We start from the raw sequence: 21,638 nt of genomic DNA on the forward strand, positions 1-21,638 counted from the left end.
TGTATTTAAATATATGTATGGGCTTTAGAGTTTGCTATAAGCCCATATATAAAGATAAAAATAACGATGGAAAACCAATGGACATACTTTTTAATTTAGCAGTTTACGCTTTAAAATTTTACGGCTTTTTTGTGCTGCTCAGGTTTTTTATGCAGTATTTTCGCGTTGATTTTTACAACCCGGTGTCTCAATCGATAGTGAAATTAACCAATCCGCCATTGATTCCACTAAGAAAAATAATTCCTGGTTTTCGGAACATGGATATCGCTAGCCTAGTTCTTGCTCTTATTATCTCTAGTATCGTTCTAAGCCTCGCGTTTAATCTTTGGCAAGCAATATCACTATCTAACCTTTTTATTTTTTTAATCTTATTTATCGGCCAACTCATCTACTCCATACTCAATCTGTTCTTTTTCCTTTTAATTATCAGAATCATTATGAGCTTTGTAATGATGGGGCAAGGATTTCATCAAAATCCTATTGCCGAGATGATATTTCAAATAACCGAACCAATCATGCGACCATTTCAGAAACTTATTCCTCCGGTTGGCGTACTCGACTTTTCGCCGATACTTCTGTTTGCGGCTATATGGGTAAGCCAAATGGTGCTAAATAAGGTAGCACAGTCAATTGCTCCTGGTCTTTTCTTTATTTGAGACAAGAATCTGTCTCTGGTGTTAAGATATCTCCTCACTGGAGGGCTTAACACCGGATATCAACATATTAAGTTGCTTTAAGCTCCGTTTAGTAATTGAATAAGAAGAATAAGGGTAATATTGCCCACAGACTTCAGATTAATTCTGAAAAAATGTTCGCAAGGTCACGTTTTTGCGGGCTTTTTCTGCTAGAATACTTGTTTAGTTTTTAACCAAATCCTTTCAGGTAGTGAATCTATGGATCAAGGTCAATTTGTCGAATCGATTAACGATTTCGAGCAATGGAAGCAATCTATTGCTCGCGAGCTGAAAGGCTTTCGTTTGTGGATGCGCCGCAATCAACTTAGCAATGAAGAGAGCGATACCCGAATAAAACAAATGCTCTCTACCCTAGATAGCGAGTATCTAACGATTGCTTTTGCTGGCGAGTTTTCTCGCGGAAAGACAGAACTGATCAATGCCATATTTTTCTCCGAATACGGACAACGCATTTTGCCATCACAAGCCGGTCGGACAACCATGTGTCCAACGGAGTTGTTTTACGATATTCAAGCCCAGAGCTCTTATCTTCGACTGTTACCGATCGAAACTCGATTGAAAGATACTCCTCTTTCTGATTACCAAAATATGAAAGAGTCATGGATTGAAATACCCCTCCTCACTGATGAACCCAAAGAAATGGCACAAGCCATGCAAAGCATCACGCAGACAAAGTCGGTATCTCGTAAAGAAGCGTTGGAGCTAGGATTCGACTCAAATATGCTCGATGAGTGTGAAGAGAACCCTGAAAAAGTAGAAATTCCAGCGTGGCGCCATGCTATGGTTAGTTTCAATCATTCGTTGCTGAAAAGAGGCCTGAGAATCGTTGATACTCCGGGCCTCAATGCATTGGGTAGCGAGCCAGAATTAACATACAACCTTCTTCCACAAGCTCAGGCTGTGGTATTTGTACTTGCAGCAGACGCCGGTGTTACCGCTAGCGATATGCAAATCTGGGAAGAGCACATTGAACAACTTAAAAATCGTCCTAATTTAGGCATATACGCCGTACTCAATAAAATTGACGTTTTATGGGACGAACTGAGCGACCAAAAGAAAACCGAAAAAGCCATAAGTCGAGTTGTCAAACAAACCGCTAGACATTTAAAAATATCTGATGAAGACATCCTTCCCGTTTCAGCGCAAAAAGCCTTACTTGCGCGCATACGAGACGATGAACCTTTAAAAGCCCGTAGTCAAATTGACGAGATAGAAAATGTTTTGTCAAAAACCGTATTGGGTAATAAAGAAAATGCAATGTGGGACAATATTCTAGGTGAGTCCACACACTTGATGGAAGATGCCAAAAAAGTTTTACAGAGCAGAAAAGAACAACTTGAAAAGCAACGAGATGAAATAAAAGGGCTACAAGGCAACAATGAAAACCAGTTACATGACTTGGTTGAAAAAAGCAGAATTGCCCGTACCGAATTTAAAAAACGTCACCTGGCTTTAAAACCCAGCCAACGACTTCTGGAGCGACAATCAGAAGTGTTGCTTGATGTCATTTCACACGATGCACTCGAAGAAATTATCGAGCGCACACTAAAAGAACTTGTCGAAAGCAAAACTAGTGTTGGTATGATGCGTACCATAAAACGCTTCTACCAAGCGATTGAAAATATGATGAACGAGTTTTGCCGCGAAGCAGAACTGAGTAACAAAATGGCTGAATCTATGTTCGAAAAGTTTTCGAGAGACTTCGACATTGAGTTGCTTCAAGCTCGTTATCTGAAAGCCAAACACTATCGACGTCAACTACAAAACATTCTCGACGATGCAGATCAGTTGAACAGAAACCTGATGCTGACGCTGACTGAACAAAGCGTTGCTGTTCGACGCTTTTTCACGTCAACGGTTAGTGCCGTTGCCATCTTTTTCAAACGTGTTAGAAAAGAAGTTAGGCAATGGTCACATGAAGTCATGTTGCCTTTGGTCCAGCAGGTCAACTCATTACGCAATACTTTAGAAGACAACCACGACCAGCTGATTTCATTACAAAAAAATGAAGCGACTGTCGAAGGCCGATTAAAAGCATTAAACGCGCTTATTTTTGAGTTGGAAACAGAAGTGCACAATGCAAGTACTTCGGTAGAAAAACTACGTAGCTCAGCTCCTAAAAAGCCAACATCAAATGTGGTGGAACTTGCTACTGCACGTCGATAAGTTTTGCTAAAGCCGCTATACTAAACATTGAACCTAAATTTTTTCTTATGGGGTACCAGTTGCCCCTTAAATCTCGGGAGAGACCAATGAATCGTTACTTACGTTTTATCAGTCTAATGCTCGTTTCCTTATTTAGTTTTAGCTCTTTGGCTGATGAGAACACCAAACAAATTGGTGAATACACTATCCATTACAACGTGTTTAACAGCACTTTTTTGCAACCAGAAACGGCAAACCAATATGGTTTAAAGCGCTCTAAATCGGTAGCGTTAGTTAACATTACAGTCAAAGATACTGCGAACAATAAAGCAATTACTGCTCAAATATCTGGCAAGGCTTATAATCTTGCAGGCCAGCAAAAAGATTTAGCTTTTAAAGAAGTCAAAGAAACCGATGCAGTTTATTACTTTGCAAATCTACGTTTTGCCGATCAAGAACAACTGTCATTCCGTTTAACAATAAAGCCCGATGGCGTTGATAAAGAGCTCTCTTTAGAGTTCGATAAGAAACTTTATATGGATAAATAGATATCAAGTCTAGCTTCTAGCTAGCCTTGATTGATGCATCTTTAAATCAAGTCCCTTATAATACCAGCCTAATTAACCACCATCCTGGTTTAAACCATGTCTCAAATTGTTCTTGCTAGTGGAAATACTAAGAAAGTTTCTGAACTTCGTGAAATCATGAAAAATTTCGAACACGAGATTATTCCTCAGCGAGACTTATCAATAACGGATGCAATAGAAGATGGTTTAAGTTTTGTAGAAAATGCAATTAAAAAGGCACGACATGCCAGCTTACACAGTGGACTTCCAGCAATCGCGGACGACTCAGGCATTGAAGTTGATGCTTTGAAGGGCCGTCCTGGAATCTATTCAGCTCGATATTCTGGCGAAAATGCTACCGATCAAAGTAACAACGAAAAATTGTTACTCGAACTCCAAGATATTCCACAAGAAAAAAGAACAGCACGCTATCAGTGTGTCATTGTTTACATGAAACATCATAAAGACCCAACACCCCTTATCTGTCAGGGACACTGGGAAGGAAGTATTCTTACAAAACCACAAGGCGATGGTGGATTTGGTTACGATCCTCTTTTTTTCTGCCCAGAACATAAAACATCTGCAGCGAATTTAACAGCCGAACAAAAGCACTCTATTAGTCACCGGGGTAAAGCTTTGTCACAACTTTTTGCTGCTTTCAAAGACATAAAATTTTAATGCTCTCTCTAACTAGCCTTCCTCCGTTATCTTTATACATACATATTCCCTGGTGTGTAAAAAAATGTCCCTATTGCGACTTTAATTCGCATGGAATTGAACACCAAACTTTACCAGAAAAAGATTATGTGGATGCTTTAATAGAAGATCTGACGCAACAAATTCCCAATGTATGGGGACGCAAGCTCACAAGTATTTTCATAGGTGGCGGAACCCCCAGTTTATTCTCAACAGAATCATTTGAATATTTGATAAGTCAGATAAGAGCACTTATTCCTTTTGCTTTTGATATTGAAATTACAATGGAAGCTAACCCAGGTACCGCTGAAGCCAGCAAGTTTAAGGGCTTTTTCCAAGCTGGAATTAATCGACTCTCGATTGGTGGCCAAAGCTTTAACAATGAGCACCTGGCAAAACTCGGTCGAATACACAGTTCTGACGAAATAAAGCGAGCGGTACAGTTTGCCCACGATGCGCAATTTGAACGGGTGAATATTGATCTTATGCATGGTTTACCTGGTCAAACCATAAATGAAGCATTGTCAGACCTTGATACCGCAATCTCATTAGGTATTTCTCATCTTTCTTGGTACCAATTAACATTAGAACCTAACACTCTATTTTACCAAAAGCCGCCCAAACTCCCCGAAGATGATGCCCTCGCAGATATTCAAGAGAGTGGAGAAAAGACATTAATAAAAGCGGGATTTAACCAATACGAAGTATCTGCTTTTTCTAAATCACAAACTGATCGAAGCCGCCATAATCTAAATTACTGGTCTTTCGGTGATTACTTGGCTATCGGAGCAGGCGCTCATGGTAAACTCACAATGCCCGCAGAAAATAAAATTTTAAGATACAGTCAGTTCAGAAATCCAAAAGATTATTTAAACAAAGATAAGCCTTTTACTCAAAATAAAAAAGTCATAGCGAGTAATGATCTTCCACTCGAGTTTATGATGAACGTACTTCGACTAAAGCAAGAAATTCCACTTTCTTTATTTACTGAAAGAACAGGTTTATCAATACATAGCATTGATAATTCGATGGAAAAAGCTAGAGAAAAAAATTTGATTGAAGTAACCAATGGCTATATAAAAACAACTGAGTTGGGCCACCAGTTTCTCAATGAACTACTTGAAATATTTATGTCCGAAAATACAAATATACCCGAAAAAATTAATATTAAAAAAGTTGACTAACATTTCTCGAACATCAAATCCCAAACACCATGCCCTAACTTTTCTCCTCGATGCTCAAATTTTGTGAGAGGTCGATCATCAGGGCGAGGAATATAGTTATCGTCATCCGATAAATTCTTCCAACCATCGCAGCTTTTTAAAACAGACAACATATGCTGTGCGTAGTTTTCCCAATCGGTTGCCAAATGTAAAAAGCCTGACAGCATTAATTTCGAATGACATAATTCAACAAAGTTCTTTTGTACAATTCGTCTTTTATGATGGCGCGTTTTATGCCATGGATCTGGAAAGAAAATTTGAATTCCCGCAACAGAGTTATCTGGAATCATCTTGTTAAGAACTTCAACCGCATCATGATTAATCACTCTTAAGTTTGTTAACTCAAACTCTTCCGCCAATAACAAACAAGCTCCGACACCTGGTTTATGAACCTCAATACCAAAATAATTTCTATCCCGATAATTTGCAGCTTGCTCAGCGAGCGACTTTCCCATGCCAAAGCCAATTTCTAAAATGACGGGATTATCATTTCCAAACAGCGAGACTAAATCGAGTTTCTCCTTGGCAAAATTAACCCCCATATGCGGAAAAATATCATCCATTGCACGTTGCTGCCCCTTTGTCATCCGTCCTTCTCGTTTGACAAAACTGCGAATCTCGCGCATGTGCTTCGGTTTATTGTTATCCGTCATAGTAGTGTGTTCTAAGAAATAAAATGCCGTAAAAATTAATGAGCGAGATTGTACCAAAGAGTAGAAAAACTGACATCTTTTTGAGCATTATGCTCTTTATACTGATGTTTTATATGAATTATTCCAACTTATTCTTAAAAAGTTTTATTTTTACAATCAAAGTCACTAAAGTTAACGATAATCTAAATGAAAGTTGCTTAATTCATGTTCGATTTACCTGCGGTTCCTAATAACCATGCGCTTGCCGTTTTGCTACTGACGGTGTTCGCACTGTATTTATTTCGGCGAGAAGACATTCCACTTGAGACAAGCTGCCTCGGAGTGCTTTTAACATTAATCATCGGCTTTGAGGTATTTCCTTTTATTCCAGAAGGAAGAGACAACGTCGTCAAAGCGACCGACTTTTTTTCTGGTTTCGGACATGAAGCATTGGTCGCTGTATGTGCACTCATGATGGCAGGGCAAGGCCTCGTTCGAACCGGCGCATTAGAACCGATAGGAAGATTACTGGCAAAACTCTGGAAAAGCGCACCTGCAATTTCCTTACTTTTAACCTTGGTAATTGGTGCGATTTTAAGTGCTTTTATGAACAACACTCCAATCGTTGTCCTATTACTTCCAATTTTAATCAGTGTTTCTTTGCGCACAAAGTCATCTGCTTCCGGGATATTAATGCCGATGGGACTAGCAACGATTGTTGGTGGAATGTCAACCAGTATTGGTACATCTACCAACTTACTTGTTGTCTCAGTTGCAGCGGACATGGGGATGAGACGTCTCGAAATGTTCGACTTTCTTGCAACAGCAGCTATCGCGGGAAGTTTTGCAATTGCTTACCTTTGGCTTATAGCACCGCGCATCATGCCAAACAGACAGGCATCCATGAGCGACAGTTCGCCACGATTATTTACAGCCCACTTAACGATTCAAGAAGATGGCTATGCGGTTGATAAACGTCTCGCTGACGTTATCGAGCATGCCGGTGGTCACTTAAAAGTAGAGCGAATTCAGCGTGGTGAGACTAATGAAACACGAATTATGCCGATGCCGGATGTTGTATTGAAAGCGGGCGACAGATTACGAGTATCGGACACACCAGAGAATCTAAAAGACTACGAAGCTTCTCTTGGTGCGAAATTGTTTAAAGGAAAACACCGAGTTGACGATGAACATCCGCTAATTGCCGAGGATCAACAATTAGCGGAAGTTGTCGTAGTTCCGGGTTCTCCGCTGGCCGGTTCTACTTTAAAAAATGTCAGGTTCATAGACCAATTTAAACTTGTTGCAATCGCACTGCACAGAGGCGGTAAAGCGATTGACCTCTATCGAAAACTTGGCAATGTTTCATTGCATGTTGGTGACGTATTACTGGTTCAAGGACCAAGGGAGAACATCGCCAGCATGAAAAAAGAGGGCAATTTACTGGTTCTTGATGCTACAACCGATTTACCACATTCAGAAAAAGCACCGATTGCTTTACTAATTATGGCGAGCATTATCTTCTTCGCAGCGATTGGCTTGTTACCAATAGCGGTAAGCGCACTTTGCGGCGTTATTTTAATGCTTCTTACACGCTGCATGAACTGGAAAGATGCTTCTCTTGCGTTAAGTACTCAAGTGGTTCTAATTGTCGTGGCATCGCTGGCATTAGGTGATGCACTACTGAAAACAGGCGGGGCTGATTATCTGGCAGAGAGCTTCGTCGCAATATTTTCTGGGGCACCTCCCGTCGTCATTCTTAGTGCTCTCATGCTCTTACTGGCGTTGCTCACCAATGTCGTATCAAATAATGCAGCAGCCGTTATCGGCACGCCTATCGCCATATCAGTTGCACAACAATTGAATTTATCTCCCGAGCCTTTTGTAATTGCTGTGTTGTTCGGTGCTAACATGAGCTATGCCACTCCTGTTGCTTACAAAACCAACTTGCTAGTCATGAATGCCGGTGGATATCGTTTTTCCGATTTCGTTCGTATTGGTGTACCACTCGTTATCTTAATGTGGCTAGTACTATCTTTTGTCATTCCAATAATGCACCCTCTTACACCGCAATAAAGAGATGTAGAGCGGCTAAAACCTTTAGTCGCTCTCTCAAATTAATTACACTACGCAAACACTATACTCACAGGAAACCGAATTTGGAGCCTTCTGCATTTCAAAGTGCCATTTTAAAGTTTTATCAACAAAAAGGACGTAAAGATTTACCGTGGCAACATAACAAAACTCATTATCGAGTTTGGATTTCAGAAATTATGTTGCAACAAACTCAAGTTGCAACCGTCATCCCTTACTATCAAAGGTTTATGGATCGCTTTCCTACCTTAGAAGCCTTGGCGCAAGCTTCTGTCGATGATGTGCTTACTCTTTGGACAGGACTCGGTTACTACACCAGAGCGAGAAATTTACATAAATGCGCGCAAACTCTAATAAATGATTACCAAGGTAATTGGCCAGATAATGTTGATGAATTAGAGTCTCTTCCTGGTATCGGTCGCTCTACCGCCGGCGCAATTCACTCATTATCTACAGGCCAGCCTGCGACTATTTTGGACGGTAATGTCAAAAGAGTACTTTGTAGATTTTATGCAGTTAACGGCTGGCCAGGAAAAACCGCGGTGCATAATTCTTTATGGGAGATTGCTGAAAAGCTAACACCAAAAAAAGAAGTTGCGCAGTATAACCAAGCTATGATGGACATGGGAGCCACCATCTGCACACGCCGAAATCCATTGTGCGTAGAGTGTCCCGTAAATTCACATTGTGTTGCTCTAAAGCAAGGCAATCCACATGACTATCCGAATCCAAAACCCAAAACGAAAAAGCCAGTCAAGCAGGCAGCGTTCGCGATAATTCATCACCAAGATCGAGTCTTGCTCGAAAAGCGTCCGTCATCGGGAATTTGGGGTGGTCTCTGGTCATTACCTCAATCATCTGAAAAGAAAGAGCTTGAACAATTTATTTATGGTTTAAATATCGAAACGGATTACCAGGAAGAACTATCTGAGTTTAAACACACATTTAGTCACTACCACTTGATGATTCAACCAATCATCTACCGTGTCGAACAACTAAATCCTCAAGTTATGGACGATGACCGTTTTCGATGGCAAGATCTCAACAAATTGCATGACGTGGGCTTACCCAGTCCCGTTTTAAAGTTGCTTTCAAATTTAAATCATTCATTGGTCGCCATAGGATAAAATATGTCTAGAACTGTCTTTTGTCAGAAATTACAAAAGGATCTTCCAGGATTAAATGCACCGACATACCCGGGAGAGCTCGGACAAAAAATATACAACAATGTTTCTCAAGAAGCTTGGCAACAATGGCTTAAGCACCAAACGATGCTCATTAATGAAAAACGTTTGAATGTTATAGAACCAGAAACACGTACTTATTTGGCGGGAGAAATGGAGAAGTTTCTTTTCGGAGGTGATTACGATATGCCCGAAGGATACGTTCCTCCGGAAAAAAGCCAATAATTTAACATCCGGGGCTTGACTTCGAATCGCTAAATCGGTTTAATACGCGCTCTTTCGCAAACGCTCATATATAGCGATTGCGATTGGATAGTTTTTAAAACGCAAATATTGTTCAAACTATCTAGATGGCCTGGTAGCTCAGTTGGTAGAGCAGAGGACTGAAAATCCTTGTGTCGGCAGTTCAATTCTGCCCCGGGCCACCATTTTTCCTAGTAGTAGCCCTATGTTTTCCTTTTAAATCAATAAGTTACTGACTAAGTCAAAATATTCCTAAAAATTAAGCTTCTTATTTATATATTTGTGTGTCCATAAATTTAATTTTTAAAAGATTTCTAGGAAGTTAATTCCACTTTTTTAGGTCTTTTAGAGCTCGACTTCCATGTAAGACTAATTTGAAGATTTTTGATAAACTGATATTTAAGCAAAGCTTAGTTTTGTAAATCTATAGGCGATTTAATAATGGAAAAACCTTTTAAATTTGGATTAGTTATTTTTTCAATAATACTATTTCTTCAAAGCTGCAAAAATCAAACTCCTGACTTGGATACCAAGAAATTAAGCAATGATGAAAAAGCTCTCTGGGAGGAATTATTAAAAGAGCATAAGTTTTTTAAAAGCAAGATTGATATTTTTCCTCCACTTATTAAAGACCAAAAAGAAAAAGCACTCATTTCACGAAGATGGCATAAAACTACAGAGAATATAGAAAAACTTGTTTCTAAATATCCCAATGAAGAGTCCTTTCTTTTTATGAAAGCAGACTTATATCGCCAAGGTTATAATTTAAACATTGAAAAAAGCTTTGAAAATGCTCAAATAGCTGTAGACCATTGTATATTCAAGTATCCTAGTTCTGTGAGCTGCCGTTACACAGCTATTTATCTCTACTTGTTTTTTGGTCCAGAAACAGATGTTCAGATGCACCCAAGTGATAGTTACTATCTAACTAAGAGGTTCATCAATTCAAATGGAAAAAATCATCTATTTAAAGCAAAAGAAAGCTTAGACTTCCTTAAAGAAGAGTTTTTAGGGGAAAAACATGATATTGAAGCAGGCTATATTTTTTACCGGTCATATTTATTCTTCGCATCACTTTATAATAATGGAGATAAAGAAACACTTGCAGAGAACGCAAAATCAAATTACCAAGACATAATGCACTTTCAAGACTCTTTTTCTAACTCGAGATACCGTGTCTACTTCAACACACTTCTCGAACAATATGCTATTTACTAGGATATTGTTAAATTCAAATACTTTTACTTCTTCAGATGTATCTAGCTACCAGCAGTTCATCTGTGTAGTCGCTATACAGCAGAATAAATTTATTTAGACAAGCAAAACAAAAATCATTTAAGTGAACAATAATACTTAGCTAAAAACACTTGTGGAAATAGCTTAATCAAAAATTCGAAGTCCACAAAAGTGTCCACATTCCTGAGGAACATCGTGCAATGATGAGTAGTTACTTCTTATATTTTCACGAGTCAAGAATGAATGTGGTAAAACGTGTTAGCTTTCAACGGTCTGAAAATCCTTGTGTCGGCAGTTCAATTCTGCCCCGGGCCACCATTCGAATTCTTTAAAACCTGAGCATCGTCTCAGGTTTTTTTATGCAAATTCAAAAAGTTAACGCTAAAGAACCTTCAAGCAAGATTAAAGAACTTCGACCTACTATCTATTGTAGTCGACGAGAGTCCAAAATTTTCTATATATGAAGAAAGTTTGAAGCGTCGGAGTTGAGATGATATCTAGCTCTCGCGCTATCTGCTACATAGGTTTGTCGGAGCTTTTCGCTAACTTAACCGCTTATAATTTATTCTCTTGAGTAAACGTTCGTCTTTGTTTCTTTTCATCAACACACCTTATATTGATGGGATATTTTTTCCCATCAATATAAGGTGTCCGTCAAATCGGGGGTAGATCAATCCTTGGTGGATGTGGCTTAGAGAATTGCAGGCGGTTAACATGACGATAAGGTTTAATAAGCCCATTTATCATTTACGACTTATAACTTGTAATTTCATCGGAAGCTCGCAATGCCGAGACGCACCTTCATTGTATAAGATACCAATCTTCTCCGGTGAAAGCGAAAAGTTGTGAATAGCGACTTCTCCAATGCTTCCCTTAAACAGACCAGATACTGAGGAAGAGCGACTACCAATTCTTAATGGCTTTGAATTTGACAAGCTCCCCTGACGAACAGTTGGGTTATGAGTATCCGTTAATTGGCCGTCAATATAAATTTTTAGTCCATCGGGTTGATCGCGATCAACCGTTATTGCGAGAAAATGCCACTGACCATCAGCAATAAAAGTTCTGGAAATATAATTAGTACATGAAGAGTTTTTCGGGTCTCCGTCGCAATACCAAGAACCTTTTCCGTCAGCAAGTTGTGTTCCAATAAATCCATTATGTATATGTACGCTGTATCCCTTAACATTTCCTTCAAACTTTTCGAATCGTTTATCTATGATTACTCGCGTGTCTAGAGTTAGAGTTTTAATCCATGTGGTTATGGAATAGTCATTATCAGATATGTCAATTTCTGAACGATGTGGAATTTCAACAAAATCGTCGACACCATCTAAGCAAAAAGCTCTAGTTTTTTCTTTTGGATGCAATCGAGTCTCGTTAATAGTTTCAACATCAGATATTTGGTTAATGGGTGAGTCTGATTCTGTATTGGATAATTTCAATTTTGACTGAATCTGTTTTACAGCTTCTATTAAAGGAAGCTCAAAATATCCAGGAGTTATGTCTTCTAAAGTTAAACTGTAGTTCCAGAGGTAAATTGAATGTTTCAGATCTATTAAGTACAAAGAAAGCGTTGCATTTTCATCATCGGGTAATAGTATTCCTCTCAACAAGTAATCTGAATTTAAAGCATCATAATTTAACGGAGCCTCGAGTTGATAAGTCTTTACAGTAAGTGACGATATATTAATAGGTTCTAATTTCATTAATTTCTCAATGAATTTATTAGAAATTAACTGTATATCTTTCTTATTTGCAAACTCATCAGTTAAATACTCAAACTGGATTGCTATTTTAGGGGCATTGACGCTCAAACTATCATTGAAGAAGAATAGTCTATAAAGGCCGTAAATCGCGAACCCAAATATTGGTATAAGAAGCATTAATCTTAATTGATGTGATCTTTTGGTTGAAGATGATTGAACTTCTATTGGAGAACGTAATATGTAACCCTTTTTGGGCACCGTCTGTATGACACTCTCTTTACTCTCTGGTTCATCAAGTATTTTTCTTAAAGTAGCGATATTTCGATTTAATGAATTATCGCTAGCGATTCTGTCTTTCCATACCTCTGAAAATATTTGCTCTCGAGTTACTAGCTCTCCTTGAGATTTAGCGAGTAATAAAAGCACATCTAAAACTCTTGGTTCTATTTTTTGGCTATTCATGTTATGAGATATAGTCAAAGTTCGGGCATCGACTATTCTTCCATTCACTAAAAACTTATTTTGATTACTTCCCATACAGAATCGTCATTTTTAATATTTGCTTCACAATCATACTTACTTTATATGAAATTCTTAATGCATTATTCACTTCACCTTCATTTTTTTTTCTCTGTTTGTGTCAAATTTTAACCTCAATTATCGAGTTGACTTTGATATTTGAGATGAACGGTCATTTTTAACTGGAGAAATAAAATGAAAATAAAATTGTTAACGTGCTCAATAGTTTTTTTTTTGAGTGCGTCTGTTATCGCGGATGAAGATAAAAGTAAGGTGATAGAGCAAAACGCTATTCAAAAACAAAATCAAGCAGCCTCTCCTCCTGACTTTCCTTGTCCCATTGCGGCTAAAACTAATTCTATGAGAATTCCAACACCAACGGATGATTGTGACGATGGTGGCGGTGGACCTACGGGCCCCTACAGGGCACCTTCAACTCCTACAAGTATTCAATACGACGCCTTTACTTATGGAGATAACAAAATAACTTGGGGACGAAGTAATGGTTACAATTACTCTGTGAGCTATCGCTTAGAAGAACAAAGAAATAATGGGTCATGGCAACAAATTTATTCTGGATCTAGAACTTATTTTACAGTTAACAATAAGAGTAACGGAAATTACAAATATCGAGTTCGTGGTTGTAACACAAAAGGTTGTAGTTCTTTCCGTACTGGACTTCAAATGAAAGTCAGTCAAGTAACAGAGCCAAACTATTCTTCTTTATATCCTGGATTAGAATCTTCCCGTCAGGGCGACTCTGTGTTTAAAGCCGCAAATCCGGGCTTTGTCGATGTTTCTCGACGTAATCAAGCAGGCTCTCAATTTAAATCGGGGTCTGCCGCAAGAACTTCGAATACTCAACCATTTAATTTAGGTATTGGCTTTTTGCTGACCGAAGGTCGCTATGCACCAGAAGATATTTGTATGAAAACAAATAATCTCTATGTTCAAGAGCAACCTCTATTAAATGACACTTTAGACTATTATCAAATCGAAACCTCTGAAGACCTTTATAAAAAATTAGACATGGATATTTCTGCCGATATGTCGATGTCAATTGGCGCATTTTCAGCCCAAGCTGAAGGAACCTATGAGCTTTTTAGAGAAACTGAAATGTCACAAGATTTCTCTCGTGTTTTAGTGAAGTGGCAGCGTCGGGGTAAAAAATTGACGTTACGATCTTCAAGTCCGAGATCTTTAAAAAATTATTACGTAAACAATTATATCAATCCAAATAATTCATCTACTGTAACAGAAACTCACTTTAGAAACTTATGTGGTGATAAATATGTTAGTTCTGTGGTGACTGGTGCGCGAGCATTTCTATTGTTAGAAATTAGCAATAAAAATATAAAAACCACAGAAATGGAAGATATATCTTATGAAGCTCAAATTAAGTTTAGTAGTGTAATTGAGGCAAATTCTTCGGGAAATATTTCGAGGGAAACGCGAGAGTTTTTTGAGCAAAATCAGATTCGCATAAAAGTCCTTACTGAAGGTGGAAACTCTCAATCATCGAATATAAGAAATTTATCTCTAGATAGAGTAAGAGATTATCTTGACGACTTTATTGATAGTGTTGATGAAAGTGGTTATGTCGCATTGGATAAAGAGTTGAGTTATTATCCCGTGCCATTACAGTATAATAATCTAAATCACTTTCAAGTATTTAGAGACTATCGTCCTATAAAGAAACAACTATCTCGTTGGATTGCTCTTGATAGTCAGGTTCATGGTCGTTGTGTTGCTCTTGAAGATGTTGATGCTCAGATACGATCTTCCAAATATAAATATCGTTGCAATAGTGCAGCAATTAATTTAGGACAACAAGTTAAGCGATGTGCTTTTGGGCAAGAGTGGCCAAGCTGTCAAAATCCTGTGAATACGAATGTAGTCAATTATGCATATAACAATATTCCGGATTTATATAGCGTTGCTTCACCAGAACAAAATACATCAACTATTCCATACTTTTATGTAGATAACTGTGGAGCGTTTTGTGGTGGAAACTCTGGTACTCGAACTGCAAAAGTCTGTTTAACCAATAATGAGTGTCTTGTCGATACTGGTGAGCAATATACGCAAATTAATGGGAATGTATTATACAATCATGGGAATCGAGCTCCAGCAGGCGCTCATGTAAATGTTGCGAGGTCAAACTCTCCCAGAGATGGTAGTGCATCGCAAACGATAGCCCCAGATCCTGATAAAACCCGTTGTCTAAGAACAACGGTCACTGTTAAAAGTAAAGGTTGGTGGGGTGGTGGTGCCTGGTATGAAGGTAGCCAGACAATTCATGGTAGATGTCCGACACAAGAGAACTATTATTTGCCTCAGTAGAAAATATGTTTTTGTATTTGAGTAATGAAAAATGGCGTCCTATAGGACGCCATTTTTTGATATCCGTAGAATCTTAAGCGACTTTAATTTGGCTTTTTGCTTTTCGTTTATGAATTCTTGATTGAATACATAAACGCTCTCGGTTGAACGCAGCGTCTAATATTAGTTGAGTCGCTTTTTCTGGCATGATTGGCAAAATTAGCCAACCGACTAAAATTGAAAGATCTTGGATATAATCTGAATGAGCGGATAATACTGAAATTCCCGACTGAGCACTGACACCGAAGCAAACAGAGTTTTGTAAATGCTTTTGTTCCAGAATTTCATGCAAATAGTTGATGCCAGAAATTCCTCCATTTCCATCGGGTTCCATATTTATCAATATGATGTCGTAGGTTTCATTGTTAATAAGAGCAAGACTCAAAGCATGGGAGGTAGAAGTTGTTACTTCACAGCCACCGAGTTCAAGACTATTTTCAATGCCATGTGCGATATCAATACCGTAAGTTTCAATAATAAGTACTTTGATTTTTGATTGCATCGCCTTTACCTCGTTATCCGTGCGAATGATGTTTTTGGTCCGAGAAAGACTATTATCTGGGACCTCATTACTAGTTTAGATAACTCACGGCGCAAGTCACTAGCATTACAATACAAAGCGTCAATGTCTCACAAACGTTCTGCCGAATTTCTTGAGATTGTCACAATGTTGAATAAAATATCTCTCGATTGAGTTGATTTTAGGCTTGGGGGAAAGGCTACCTAACGGCCTTGTTGTATCGTCCTTTCCAACGGCCAACTATGTCATCCAGAAGCTTTTCCAATGGCTTTAAAGCAGCATCTTGGCATCCTTGCTCGATAATTGTATTGAATTCTTGATTAGCTTGTATAACTGTTACTCGGTACCTTACATTGTCGGTGGGGAGGTATTTGCAAGTCGGCGGATATAACTCTAAGTTGGTAAACGTTTCGCTGGATAAGAATTCCTTGAGAGCCAACCTGTGATTTGACATCAACAAGAACTGAGTTTCAGATTTTTCTTTAACGAAAGCGATTCCTTTATAGGTTGCTGAAAAATCACCTTGAATAACCAGCTGGTAAATTGGACAGCCAATACCACATCCCATAGCAGCAAATCGAACAGCAAAAGGTTTATTGAAATCAAATTTTGATAACGAAGATTGTCTATTCTGAGAGCTTTCGGCCGCGGAAATACTTCTCGCCATTGGCTTAGACGGATTTTGTTTACTGACGTTGTTATTTGAGCATCCAGTAACGAATAAAGAAAGTAGAATATAACTGAGTAATCTCACGAATCTTCTCGCATCATTTATGATGCCATTTAGATTAGAATAGGGAGCTTCAGGAAGTCAAAGGAACGATGTTGATTTTGTGCATTGATTCAAAGCATTAGGAAAGTAAAAGGCTGATTCGGTCAAGGTATAACAGAAAAAGGCGAGCTAAGCTCGCCTTTAGAATTTTACTGCTAATCTAATCGACTAAAGAGAAACGCGTTGGTCGATATAAAGTGGAGATTCAACAGCAAAAGGAACTGAGTCGAAAGCACTTGCTTCAGGTTTGTTAGTGCCAGCTAATTCGATTCGAATTGTGTAAGAACCGACGTCTAAGCTGCGACCAGTGTTGATATTTACTAAGCTAATGTCACCACCAAAAGTTCTTGACTCACCAGCTGCTATTTCAACATTTTGGAGGGCCATTAAGAAACGTTTATTTGCAGACCAACGATTAACTTCTACGCCATTGCTATCAAAAATTACGATATCGAAAAGTTTAGATGAGTTAAAAGTGAAAGCTTGAGCACTGTCGCTTTTATTCTCGATAGTTAAGTACGCAGAAACTTTATCGATGTGGTTATTCAATACTCGGCCAGCTGGAAATTTAGCAGATACTTCAATACCGTTAAAAATAGGGTATTCAACATCATCAATGATTGCGGAAGTAAGTCTTGTAGTTTCGAATGCGATATTTCCGTAGATTGGTCTTGAATAAGAAACCAAACCAATGCCACGCGCGAAAATAGCGGAACTTATACCAGCCGCCGCACAACTTCTGTCGCCAGAGAATGTTAGCTCAACAGTATCGCTAAAAGTGCCTGCTAAAGTAACAACTGTCTGCCCTTTTGATGCAATCGTTGCTTGATTGATACAATTATCGATATCGACGTTGTAAGTCGTTCCGATTGTATCTTCGAAGTTTACAAGAACTTGACGGTCACCGTTTTCTGAGTACCATCCAAGAACTTGGCTGTTACTTGTTGACCAAATCCATTGATTCTCTTTACCTAAGTATTGATTAAATTTTTTCCAATTGCCGCTAGTGTCGATTACTTGTACTGTTGATTCAACGCCATTTTCTGAGCTGAACGTTTTTGAATCGCTTTCGCTGAAGTTAAAAAAGTCATTCGCGAAAGTTGCACTGCTTGCCAATACGATTACGCCAGATGCTAAAACTTTGGTAAAACCTTTCATGGTAGATCTCCTAATAATTGTTTCGACTGGATAACGAAAACTTGCGCGTATTATTGCGAGAAATGAATTTGTCTCAATGTATTTTTATTTTTAATTCGCATTAGAAAAATTAATCAAATTTAAAAAAAGTCATGAAAATAAGAGATTTACTGAAGTTGTTAAAAAAATGTGACAAGCGCACTATTTTAATAATTATTGGCAAGTGAGATTAAAGGCTTTGAAGGGTTAGTATTTGTACGTCTAAGTGCATTAAGTTGTTGGTAATATTAACTATAATACGTTCCGGAAAACTTATTTTAAGGCTTGAGTTCGTGAGTAATAGGTTATTCTTAAATTTTTTAAACAGTCATTATGAGGCTTAATTGTACAAAACTTGGGTATTATTAACCTTAAAATAATTAATGAATATTGAGTGTCACTAGCGAGCTTAGTAATTTGCTAACGCAATCTGCTCTATTATTCGATTCATCTTGTATAATATCGTCGATTTTTACGGAGATGTTTATGAGTGATAAAGAATTTTTAGAAAGGGCAATTGCTTTAGCAGCTGAAAACTCAAAAGCTGGAGACAATGGTCCATTTGGCGCCGTTATTGTAAAAAACGGAGAAATAATCGCTGAAGGATGGAATCAAGTCGTTTCATCAAAAGATCCAACCGCACATGCTGAAGTTGTGGCAATACGGCGTGCTTGCGACGCTCTCAATACAAATGAACTGTCTGGAGCAGTTCTGTATTCTTCATGTGAGCCTTGTCCCATGTGTTTTTCATCGGCGGTATGGGCAAGAGTGGATCGAGTAGTTTATGCAGAAACTCGTTACGGAGCTGCTAAAGCCGGTTTTGATGATGAGGTATTGTACGAAGCGATAGCCGATATGAAAAATCAGAAGCTTGTACCGTGCGAGCACATGCCAATGGAAGAGGCTTCTAAAGTTTTTGACAGCTGGATTTCTAACGAAAACAAAATTCCATACTAAGTTTGATTGGCTCCATTAAAAAAGCCGTCTTACACGTAAGACGGCAAATCAGGAGTAAAAAGGATTAAACAAACCTAAAAATTACACTTGTCAGTAGTCTTTTGAGGCGAACTTTGCCTTAGTGACCAACGATATAAACGTGAGAATTTTTCGGGTGGGGTTAAAACTAATGCGTTACCTGATAAAACAAGTGTAAAGCCAATAATTGTCGACAGGTGCCAAATAAAACCTTCGTAAAGGGTACTGAGTATGACCGCAACGAGAGGAAATAAGACAATAACGTAACTCGCCTTTTCTGGACCAATGTTTTGAAATAAGATGAAATAACAAGCAAACGCAATGACTGTGCCGAATATAGCTAGGTAGAGCAGTGAGATCCAATAACTGGGTAGCAAGCTTATTGTGAACTCCGAACCTCTCACCAAAGCATAGAGTGCAAGAATTATTGTGCCGTAAAGCATCCCCCAAGTATTACCTTGTATGACTGAGACTCCTTTAGATGTATTACGTACACTAACCATATTACCGAGTGAGGCAAGAAACGTCCCTCCTAAAGCAAGCAGTAAACCGGTAATCGCGGCACCTGTTAAATTAAAATCTTTAATATCTTGCCAAAATAAGGCAGCAATACCGCATACACCCATTAAAGCGCCTACTATTACTCGCTTTGCAACGGGTTTGCCGAAAAATATTCTTGTATTAACAATATTCATTAACAAAAGTGTTGAGAATGCAATCGAGCTCATGGCCGATGTAAGATATTCTTGCGCCCAGTAAAGAATGAGATAGTTAAAGCCAAAGTTAAATCCAGCCAGAATGAAGATAAAGAAATGATCCGTTGCTCTCAATTTAAGTGATATTTTTGCAAATGAACAAAATGTCCACATAATGATCGCGGCAATTAAGAATCGGTAGATAAGAGACACTTCAACGGCGACTTCACCGAGTTGAAATTCAATAGCAAACCACGTAGTTCCCCAAATAATTACTGTAGCAATGTAGAGAAGTGTATTTTTCATTCAATATCTATTACGCAATACATTAGTTAGGTTATTCTATCGTTTTATGGCATTGCTTGCTTGAGAGAATCATATGGTCCCTTTGAAGTATAAATGAGTTATTGGTTTTGTCTGAAACATAAGTGGACTCATGATTTTAAGTCAGTTACGACATAATTTTATTTTGGAGAGTAAAGGTGAAGTATATTTGGATTGTCTTATTACTTACATTATCAGGGTGCATGCACCAATCAGGATTGGATACTCGACCAAAAATTCCGGATCTATTTATTTCCTTTGATAAGCAAATTGACAATAGTGTAAATATTGAAATTGAGTTCATTGGTCATGAAAGCGGAGTTACTGAATTAAAGCTTAATTCATGGGGTGGACTCGATAATCTATCTTCTCATATAACAAACTTTCAGGTGAAAACTGCTGGCAGAAAATTAGATTTTTCTGAAATTGCGGATGGTCACTGGCGAGTTGATCATGCTCACCAGTTAAATTTAACGATTAGTTACACGTTAGAAGTAAATGAGCGTCAGCTATCTAATAGTGACCGAATGTATTACCGCCCTATTGTTAATAGTCAACTTTTCCATATGGTTGGAAGCACTGGACTGGTACTTCCACAACATCTCGATGGAAAACTTGGCGTTAACATTACATGGCAAAATATTGGAGAATGGCAAACAGTCTCATCCTTAGGTCTTCAAAATGGCAGTAAAACATTTGTTGCCAATTTATCGGAACTTCATAACTCGTTATTTGTTGCAGGTCCGTTAAAACTTGAAACAAGAATGATCAAAGGAAACCCACTTTTAATAACGCTTCATGGCGAAAACTGGAATTTTAAACTTAAAGAATTAGCCGATATAGCTGAAACAATTACAGCCGCAGAGAGAGATTACTTTGAAGATCATGACTTTCCATTCTACTGGATAAATGCAATCAGTGTTGGTGAACCATTAGAAAACGGCTATAGTTTTGGTGGCACAAAACTGCATAATAACTTTGCCTTGTTTTTAAATCCAGCAACAAAAATTGAAGTTGATACATCTGAGGGCTCTCCGGTTACTAATTTATTAGCACATGAAATGATGCATGAGTGGATTGGTGGCAAGCTGCAGCAAAAAAGCTCTGTCGAAGAAGGCACCATGTATTGGTTTTCAGAGGGGTTTACTAATTATTTAACTAGGAAAGTATTATTGAAGAGTAAACTCATTGATTTTTCGAAGTTTCAAATTGAGTTAAATAAAACTTTGGAAGAATATAGTACAAACCCCGTGAAAAACGCGACTAACGTATCGATCGCTAAAAACTTTTGGATGTCGCAGGACTATCAAAAACTACCTTATTTAAGAGGTGAGTTGGCGGCTTTGTTACTGGATATATCATTACAAAAAAGACAGGGATTCGATATTTCAAAGCTTATTAAAGAATGGTTGATTTCAGACGAATGGAAAGGCGGTGTCGATAACTCCGTTTTTCGAGAGAGTATAAAATATCAAATACCACCCAATAAAATGGATGGACTTATGTCTTTTATTAAAGATGGTAGTATGCCAGATTGGCAACGCTGGTCTTTACGAAATTGCGCTATTTTTTCTTTAGAAGACAAAGCTACCTGGGATAGTGGCTTTGATCATAAAACTTCTATTGATACACATATTATATCTGGTGTTAAAGAGAACTCTGCTGCCTATAAAGCCGGTTTGAGAGACGGCCAGAAGCTAATGAGTGGTAGTATCGTTTTTAATGATATAAAAGAATCCATATCAATTAAAGTTGAAGAGCGGGAAGAAGTAATTGAATATTTGCCTTTAGGAGATTCTATTGTACTACCCCAAGTTAGATTGAATAAAAACTGTTTTAAATACTAAACTGG

At 38.2% G+C, this 21,638-nt stretch carries 18 protein-coding genes and 1 tRNA gene; 13 read left to right on the forward strand and 6 right to left on the reverse strand.

Annotated elements, in window-relative coordinates:
• Nucleotides 1-77 precede the first annotated feature (77 nt).
• From FAX86_RS05490 to hemW, 5 genes are all read left to right on the forward strand, one after another.
• Nucleotides 78-656, forward strand: a complete 579-nt coding sequence (locus FAX86_RS05490) for a YggT family protein (protein WP_164503471.1) — start codon at nucleotides 78-80, stop codon at nucleotides 654-656.
• Between the two features lie 237 nt (nucleotides 657-893).
• The gene (locus tag FAX86_RS05495) at nucleotides 894-2,861 is read left to right on the forward strand and encodes a dynamin family protein (protein ID WP_144392337.1); all 1,968 of its coding nucleotides are present in this window, start codon (nucleotides 894-896) and stop codon (nucleotides 2,859-2,861) included.
• An 86-nt stretch (nucleotides 2,862-2,947) separates the two neighbouring features.
• A complete protein-coding gene (locus tag FAX86_RS05500; protein ID WP_164503472.1) occupies nucleotides 2,948-3,388 on the forward strand; it encodes a DUF4426 domain-containing protein in 441 nt (146 codons plus the stop codon).
• Nucleotides 3,389-3,484: 96 nt separating this feature from the next.
• Entirely contained in the window at nucleotides 3,485-4,084 is a 600-nt protein-coding gene (gene rdgB, locus FAX86_RS05505; protein ID WP_144392339.1) for an RdgB/HAM1 family non-canonical purine NTP pyrophosphatase, read from the forward strand.
• Nucleotides 4,084-5,286: a radical SAM family heme chaperone HemW gene (gene hemW / locus FAX86_RS05510; RefSeq protein WP_144392340.1), complete on the forward strand. Its 1,203-nt coding sequence runs from the start codon at nucleotides 4,084-4,086 to the stop codon at nucleotides 5,284-5,286. The genes rdgB and hemW overlap by 1 nt, the downstream gene beginning before the upstream one ends.
• Here hemW and trmB read toward each other — a convergent pair.
• Nucleotides 5,283-5,978: a tRNA (guanosine(46)-N7)-methyltransferase TrmB gene (gene trmB, locus FAX86_RS05515; RefSeq protein WP_144392341.1), complete on the reverse strand. Its 696-nt coding sequence runs from the start codon at nucleotides 5,976-5,978 to the stop codon at nucleotides 5,283-5,285. The genes hemW and trmB overlap by 4 nt on opposite strands.
• A gap of 204 nt (nucleotides 5,979-6,182) precedes the next feature.
• Between trmB and FAX86_RS05520 the strand changes: the two genes are divergently transcribed.
• The 5 genes from FAX86_RS05520 to FAX86_RS05540 all read left to right on the forward strand — a co-directional run bounded on the left by FAX86_RS05520 (nucleotide 6,183) and on the right by FAX86_RS05540 (nucleotide 10,696).
• The gene (locus FAX86_RS05520; protein WP_144392342.1) at nucleotides 6,183-8,033 is read left to right on the forward strand and encodes an SLC13 family permease; all 1,851 of its coding nucleotides are present in this window, start codon (nucleotides 6,183-6,185) and stop codon (nucleotides 8,031-8,033) included.
• A gap of 83 nt (nucleotides 8,034-8,116) precedes the next feature.
• A complete protein-coding gene (gene mutY, locus FAX86_RS05525) occupies nucleotides 8,117-9,178 on the forward strand; it encodes an A/G-specific adenine glycosylase (protein WP_144392343.1) in 1,062 nt (353 codons plus the stop codon).
• Between the two features lie 3 nt (nucleotides 9,179-9,181).
• On the forward strand, nucleotides 9,182-9,460 hold the full coding sequence (locus FAX86_RS05530) for an oxidative damage protection protein (RefSeq protein ID WP_144392344.1): 279 nt from the start codon (nucleotides 9,182-9,184) through the stop codon (nucleotides 9,458-9,460).
• 127 nt (nucleotides 9,461-9,587) lie between these two features.
• Nucleotides 9,588-9,663, forward strand: a tRNA-Phe gene (locus FAX86_RS05535).
• Nucleotides 9,664-9,919: 256 nt separating this feature from the next.
• Complete coding sequence (locus FAX86_RS05540) at nucleotides 9,920-10,696, forward strand: hypothetical protein (RefSeq protein ID WP_144392345.1); 777 nt, start codon at nucleotides 9,920-9,922, stop codon at nucleotides 10,694-10,696.
• A 761-nt stretch (nucleotides 10,697-11,457) separates the two neighbouring features.
• On the opposite strand, the gene FAX86_RS05545 is transcribed toward FAX86_RS05540, so the two are convergent.
• Nucleotides 11,458-12,960 carry a LamG-like jellyroll fold domain-containing protein gene (locus FAX86_RS05545; RefSeq protein WP_144392346.1) on the reverse strand — a complete coding sequence of 501 codons (1,503 nt, stop codon included), beginning with the start codon at nucleotides 12,958-12,960 and terminating at the stop codon, nucleotides 11,458-11,460.
• Between the two features lie 177 nt (nucleotides 12,961-13,137).
• On the opposite strand from FAX86_RS05545, the gene FAX86_RS05550 reads away from it, so the two are divergent.
• Nucleotides 13,138-15,285 (forward strand): fibronectin type III domain-containing protein, encoded by a 2,148-nt coding sequence (locus FAX86_RS05550; protein ID WP_144392347.1) that lies wholly within the window; start codon nucleotides 13,138-13,140, stop codon nucleotides 15,283-15,285.
• A 73-nt stretch (nucleotides 15,286-15,358) separates the two neighbouring features.
• On the opposite strand, the gene FAX86_RS05555 is transcribed toward FAX86_RS05550, so the two are convergent.
• The 3 genes from FAX86_RS05555 to FAX86_RS05565 all read right to left on the reverse strand — a co-directional run bounded on the left by FAX86_RS05555 (nucleotide 15,359) and on the right by FAX86_RS05565 (nucleotide 17,774).
• Nucleotides 15,359-15,826, reverse strand: coding sequence for a response regulator transcription factor (locus FAX86_RS05555; RefSeq protein ID WP_144392348.1), 468 nt, complete (start codon nucleotides 15,824-15,826; stop codon nucleotides 15,359-15,361).
• A 217-nt stretch (nucleotides 15,827-16,043) separates the two neighbouring features.
• On the reverse strand, nucleotides 16,044-16,598 hold the full coding sequence (locus FAX86_RS05560; RefSeq protein ID WP_144392349.1) for a DUF6438 domain-containing protein: 555 nt from the start codon (nucleotides 16,596-16,598) through the stop codon (nucleotides 16,044-16,046).
• A gap of 186 nt (nucleotides 16,599-16,784) precedes the next feature.
• Nucleotides 16,785-17,774, reverse strand: a complete 990-nt coding sequence (locus FAX86_RS05565; RefSeq protein ID WP_144392350.1) for a BsuPI-related putative proteinase inhibitor — start codon at nucleotides 17,772-17,774, stop codon at nucleotides 16,785-16,787.
• A gap of 504 nt (nucleotides 17,775-18,278) precedes the next feature.
• Between FAX86_RS05565 and FAX86_RS05570 the strand changes: the two genes are divergently transcribed.
• Nucleotides 18,279-18,749: a nucleoside deaminase gene (locus FAX86_RS05570; RefSeq protein ID WP_205859104.1), complete on the forward strand. Its 471-nt coding sequence runs from the start codon at nucleotides 18,279-18,281 to the stop codon at nucleotides 18,747-18,749.
• Nucleotides 18,750-18,823: 74 nt separating this feature from the next.
• Here FAX86_RS05570 and FAX86_RS05575 read toward each other — a convergent pair whose 3' ends face one another.
• Nucleotides 18,824-19,768, reverse strand: a complete 945-nt coding sequence (locus FAX86_RS05575) for a DMT family transporter (RefSeq protein ID WP_144392352.1) — start codon at nucleotides 19,766-19,768, stop codon at nucleotides 18,824-18,826.
• A gap of 176 nt (nucleotides 19,769-19,944) precedes the next feature.
• Between FAX86_RS05575 and FAX86_RS05580 the strand changes: the two genes are divergently transcribed.
• On the forward strand, nucleotides 19,945-21,633 hold the full coding sequence (locus FAX86_RS05580) for a M61 family metallopeptidase (protein WP_144392353.1): 1,689 nt from the start codon (nucleotides 19,945-19,947) through the stop codon (nucleotides 21,631-21,633).
• Nucleotides 21,634-21,638: the final 5 nt, after the last annotated feature.

It is taken from the genome of Pleionea sediminis (assembly GCF_007570825.1).
Lineage (GTDB): Bacteria > Pseudomonadota > Gammaproteobacteria > Enterobacterales > Kangiellaceae > Pleionea > Pleionea sediminis.

Bases quoted from the DNA above. Each gene is read 5' to 3' on its own strand.
- FAX86_RS05490 (WP_164503471.1), top strand. From the start codon at position 78: ATGGACATACTTTTTAATTTAGCAGTTTACGCTTTAAAATTTTACGGC.
- FAX86_RS05495 (WP_144392337.1), top strand. From the start codon at position 894: ATGGATCAAGGTCAATTTGTCGAATCGATTAACGATTTCGAGCAATGG.
- FAX86_RS05500 (WP_164503472.1), top strand. From the start codon at position 2,948: ATGAATCGTTACTTACGTTTTATCAGTCTAATGCTCGTTTCCTTATTT.
- rdgB (WP_144392339.1), top strand. From the start codon at position 3,485: ATGTCTCAAATTGTTCTTGCTAGTGGAAATACTAAGAAAGTTTCTGAA.
- hemW (WP_144392340.1), top strand. From the start codon at position 4,084: ATGCTCTCTCTAACTAGCCTTCCTCCGTTATCTTTATACATACATATT.
- trmB (WP_144392341.1), bottom strand. From the start codon at position 5,978: ATGACGGATAACAATAAACCGAAGCACATGCGCGAGATTCGCAGTTTT.
- FAX86_RS05520 (WP_144392342.1), top strand. From the start codon at position 6,183: ATGTTCGATTTACCTGCGGTTCCTAATAACCATGCGCTTGCCGTTTTG.
- FAX86_RS05530 (WP_144392344.1), top strand. From the start codon at position 9,182: ATGTCTAGAACTGTCTTTTGTCAGAAATTACAAAAGGATCTTCCAGGA.
- FAX86_RS05540 (WP_144392345.1), top strand. From the start codon at position 9,920: ATGGAAAAACCTTTTAAATTTGGATTAGTTATTTTTTCAATAATACTA.
- FAX86_RS05545 (WP_144392346.1), bottom strand. From the start codon at position 12,960: ATGGGAAGTAATCAAAATAAGTTTTTAGTGAATGGAAGAATAGTCGAT.
- FAX86_RS05550 (WP_144392347.1), top strand. From the start codon at position 13,138: ATGAAAATAAAATTGTTAACGTGCTCAATAGTTTTTTTTTTGAGTGCG.
- FAX86_RS05555 (WP_144392348.1), bottom strand. From the start codon at position 15,826: ATGCAATCAAAAATCAAAGTACTTATTATTGAAACTTACGGTATTGAT.
- FAX86_RS05565 (WP_144392350.1), bottom strand. From the start codon at position 17,774: ATGAAAGGTTTTACCAAAGTTTTAGCATCTGGCGTAATCGTATTGGCA.
- FAX86_RS05570 (WP_205859104.1), top strand. From the start codon at position 18,279: ATGAGTGATAAAGAATTTTTAGAAAGGGCAATTGCTTTAGCAGCTGAA.
- FAX86_RS05575 (WP_144392352.1), bottom strand. From the start codon at position 19,768: ATGAAAAATACACTTCTCTACATTGCTACAGTAATTATTTGGGGAACT.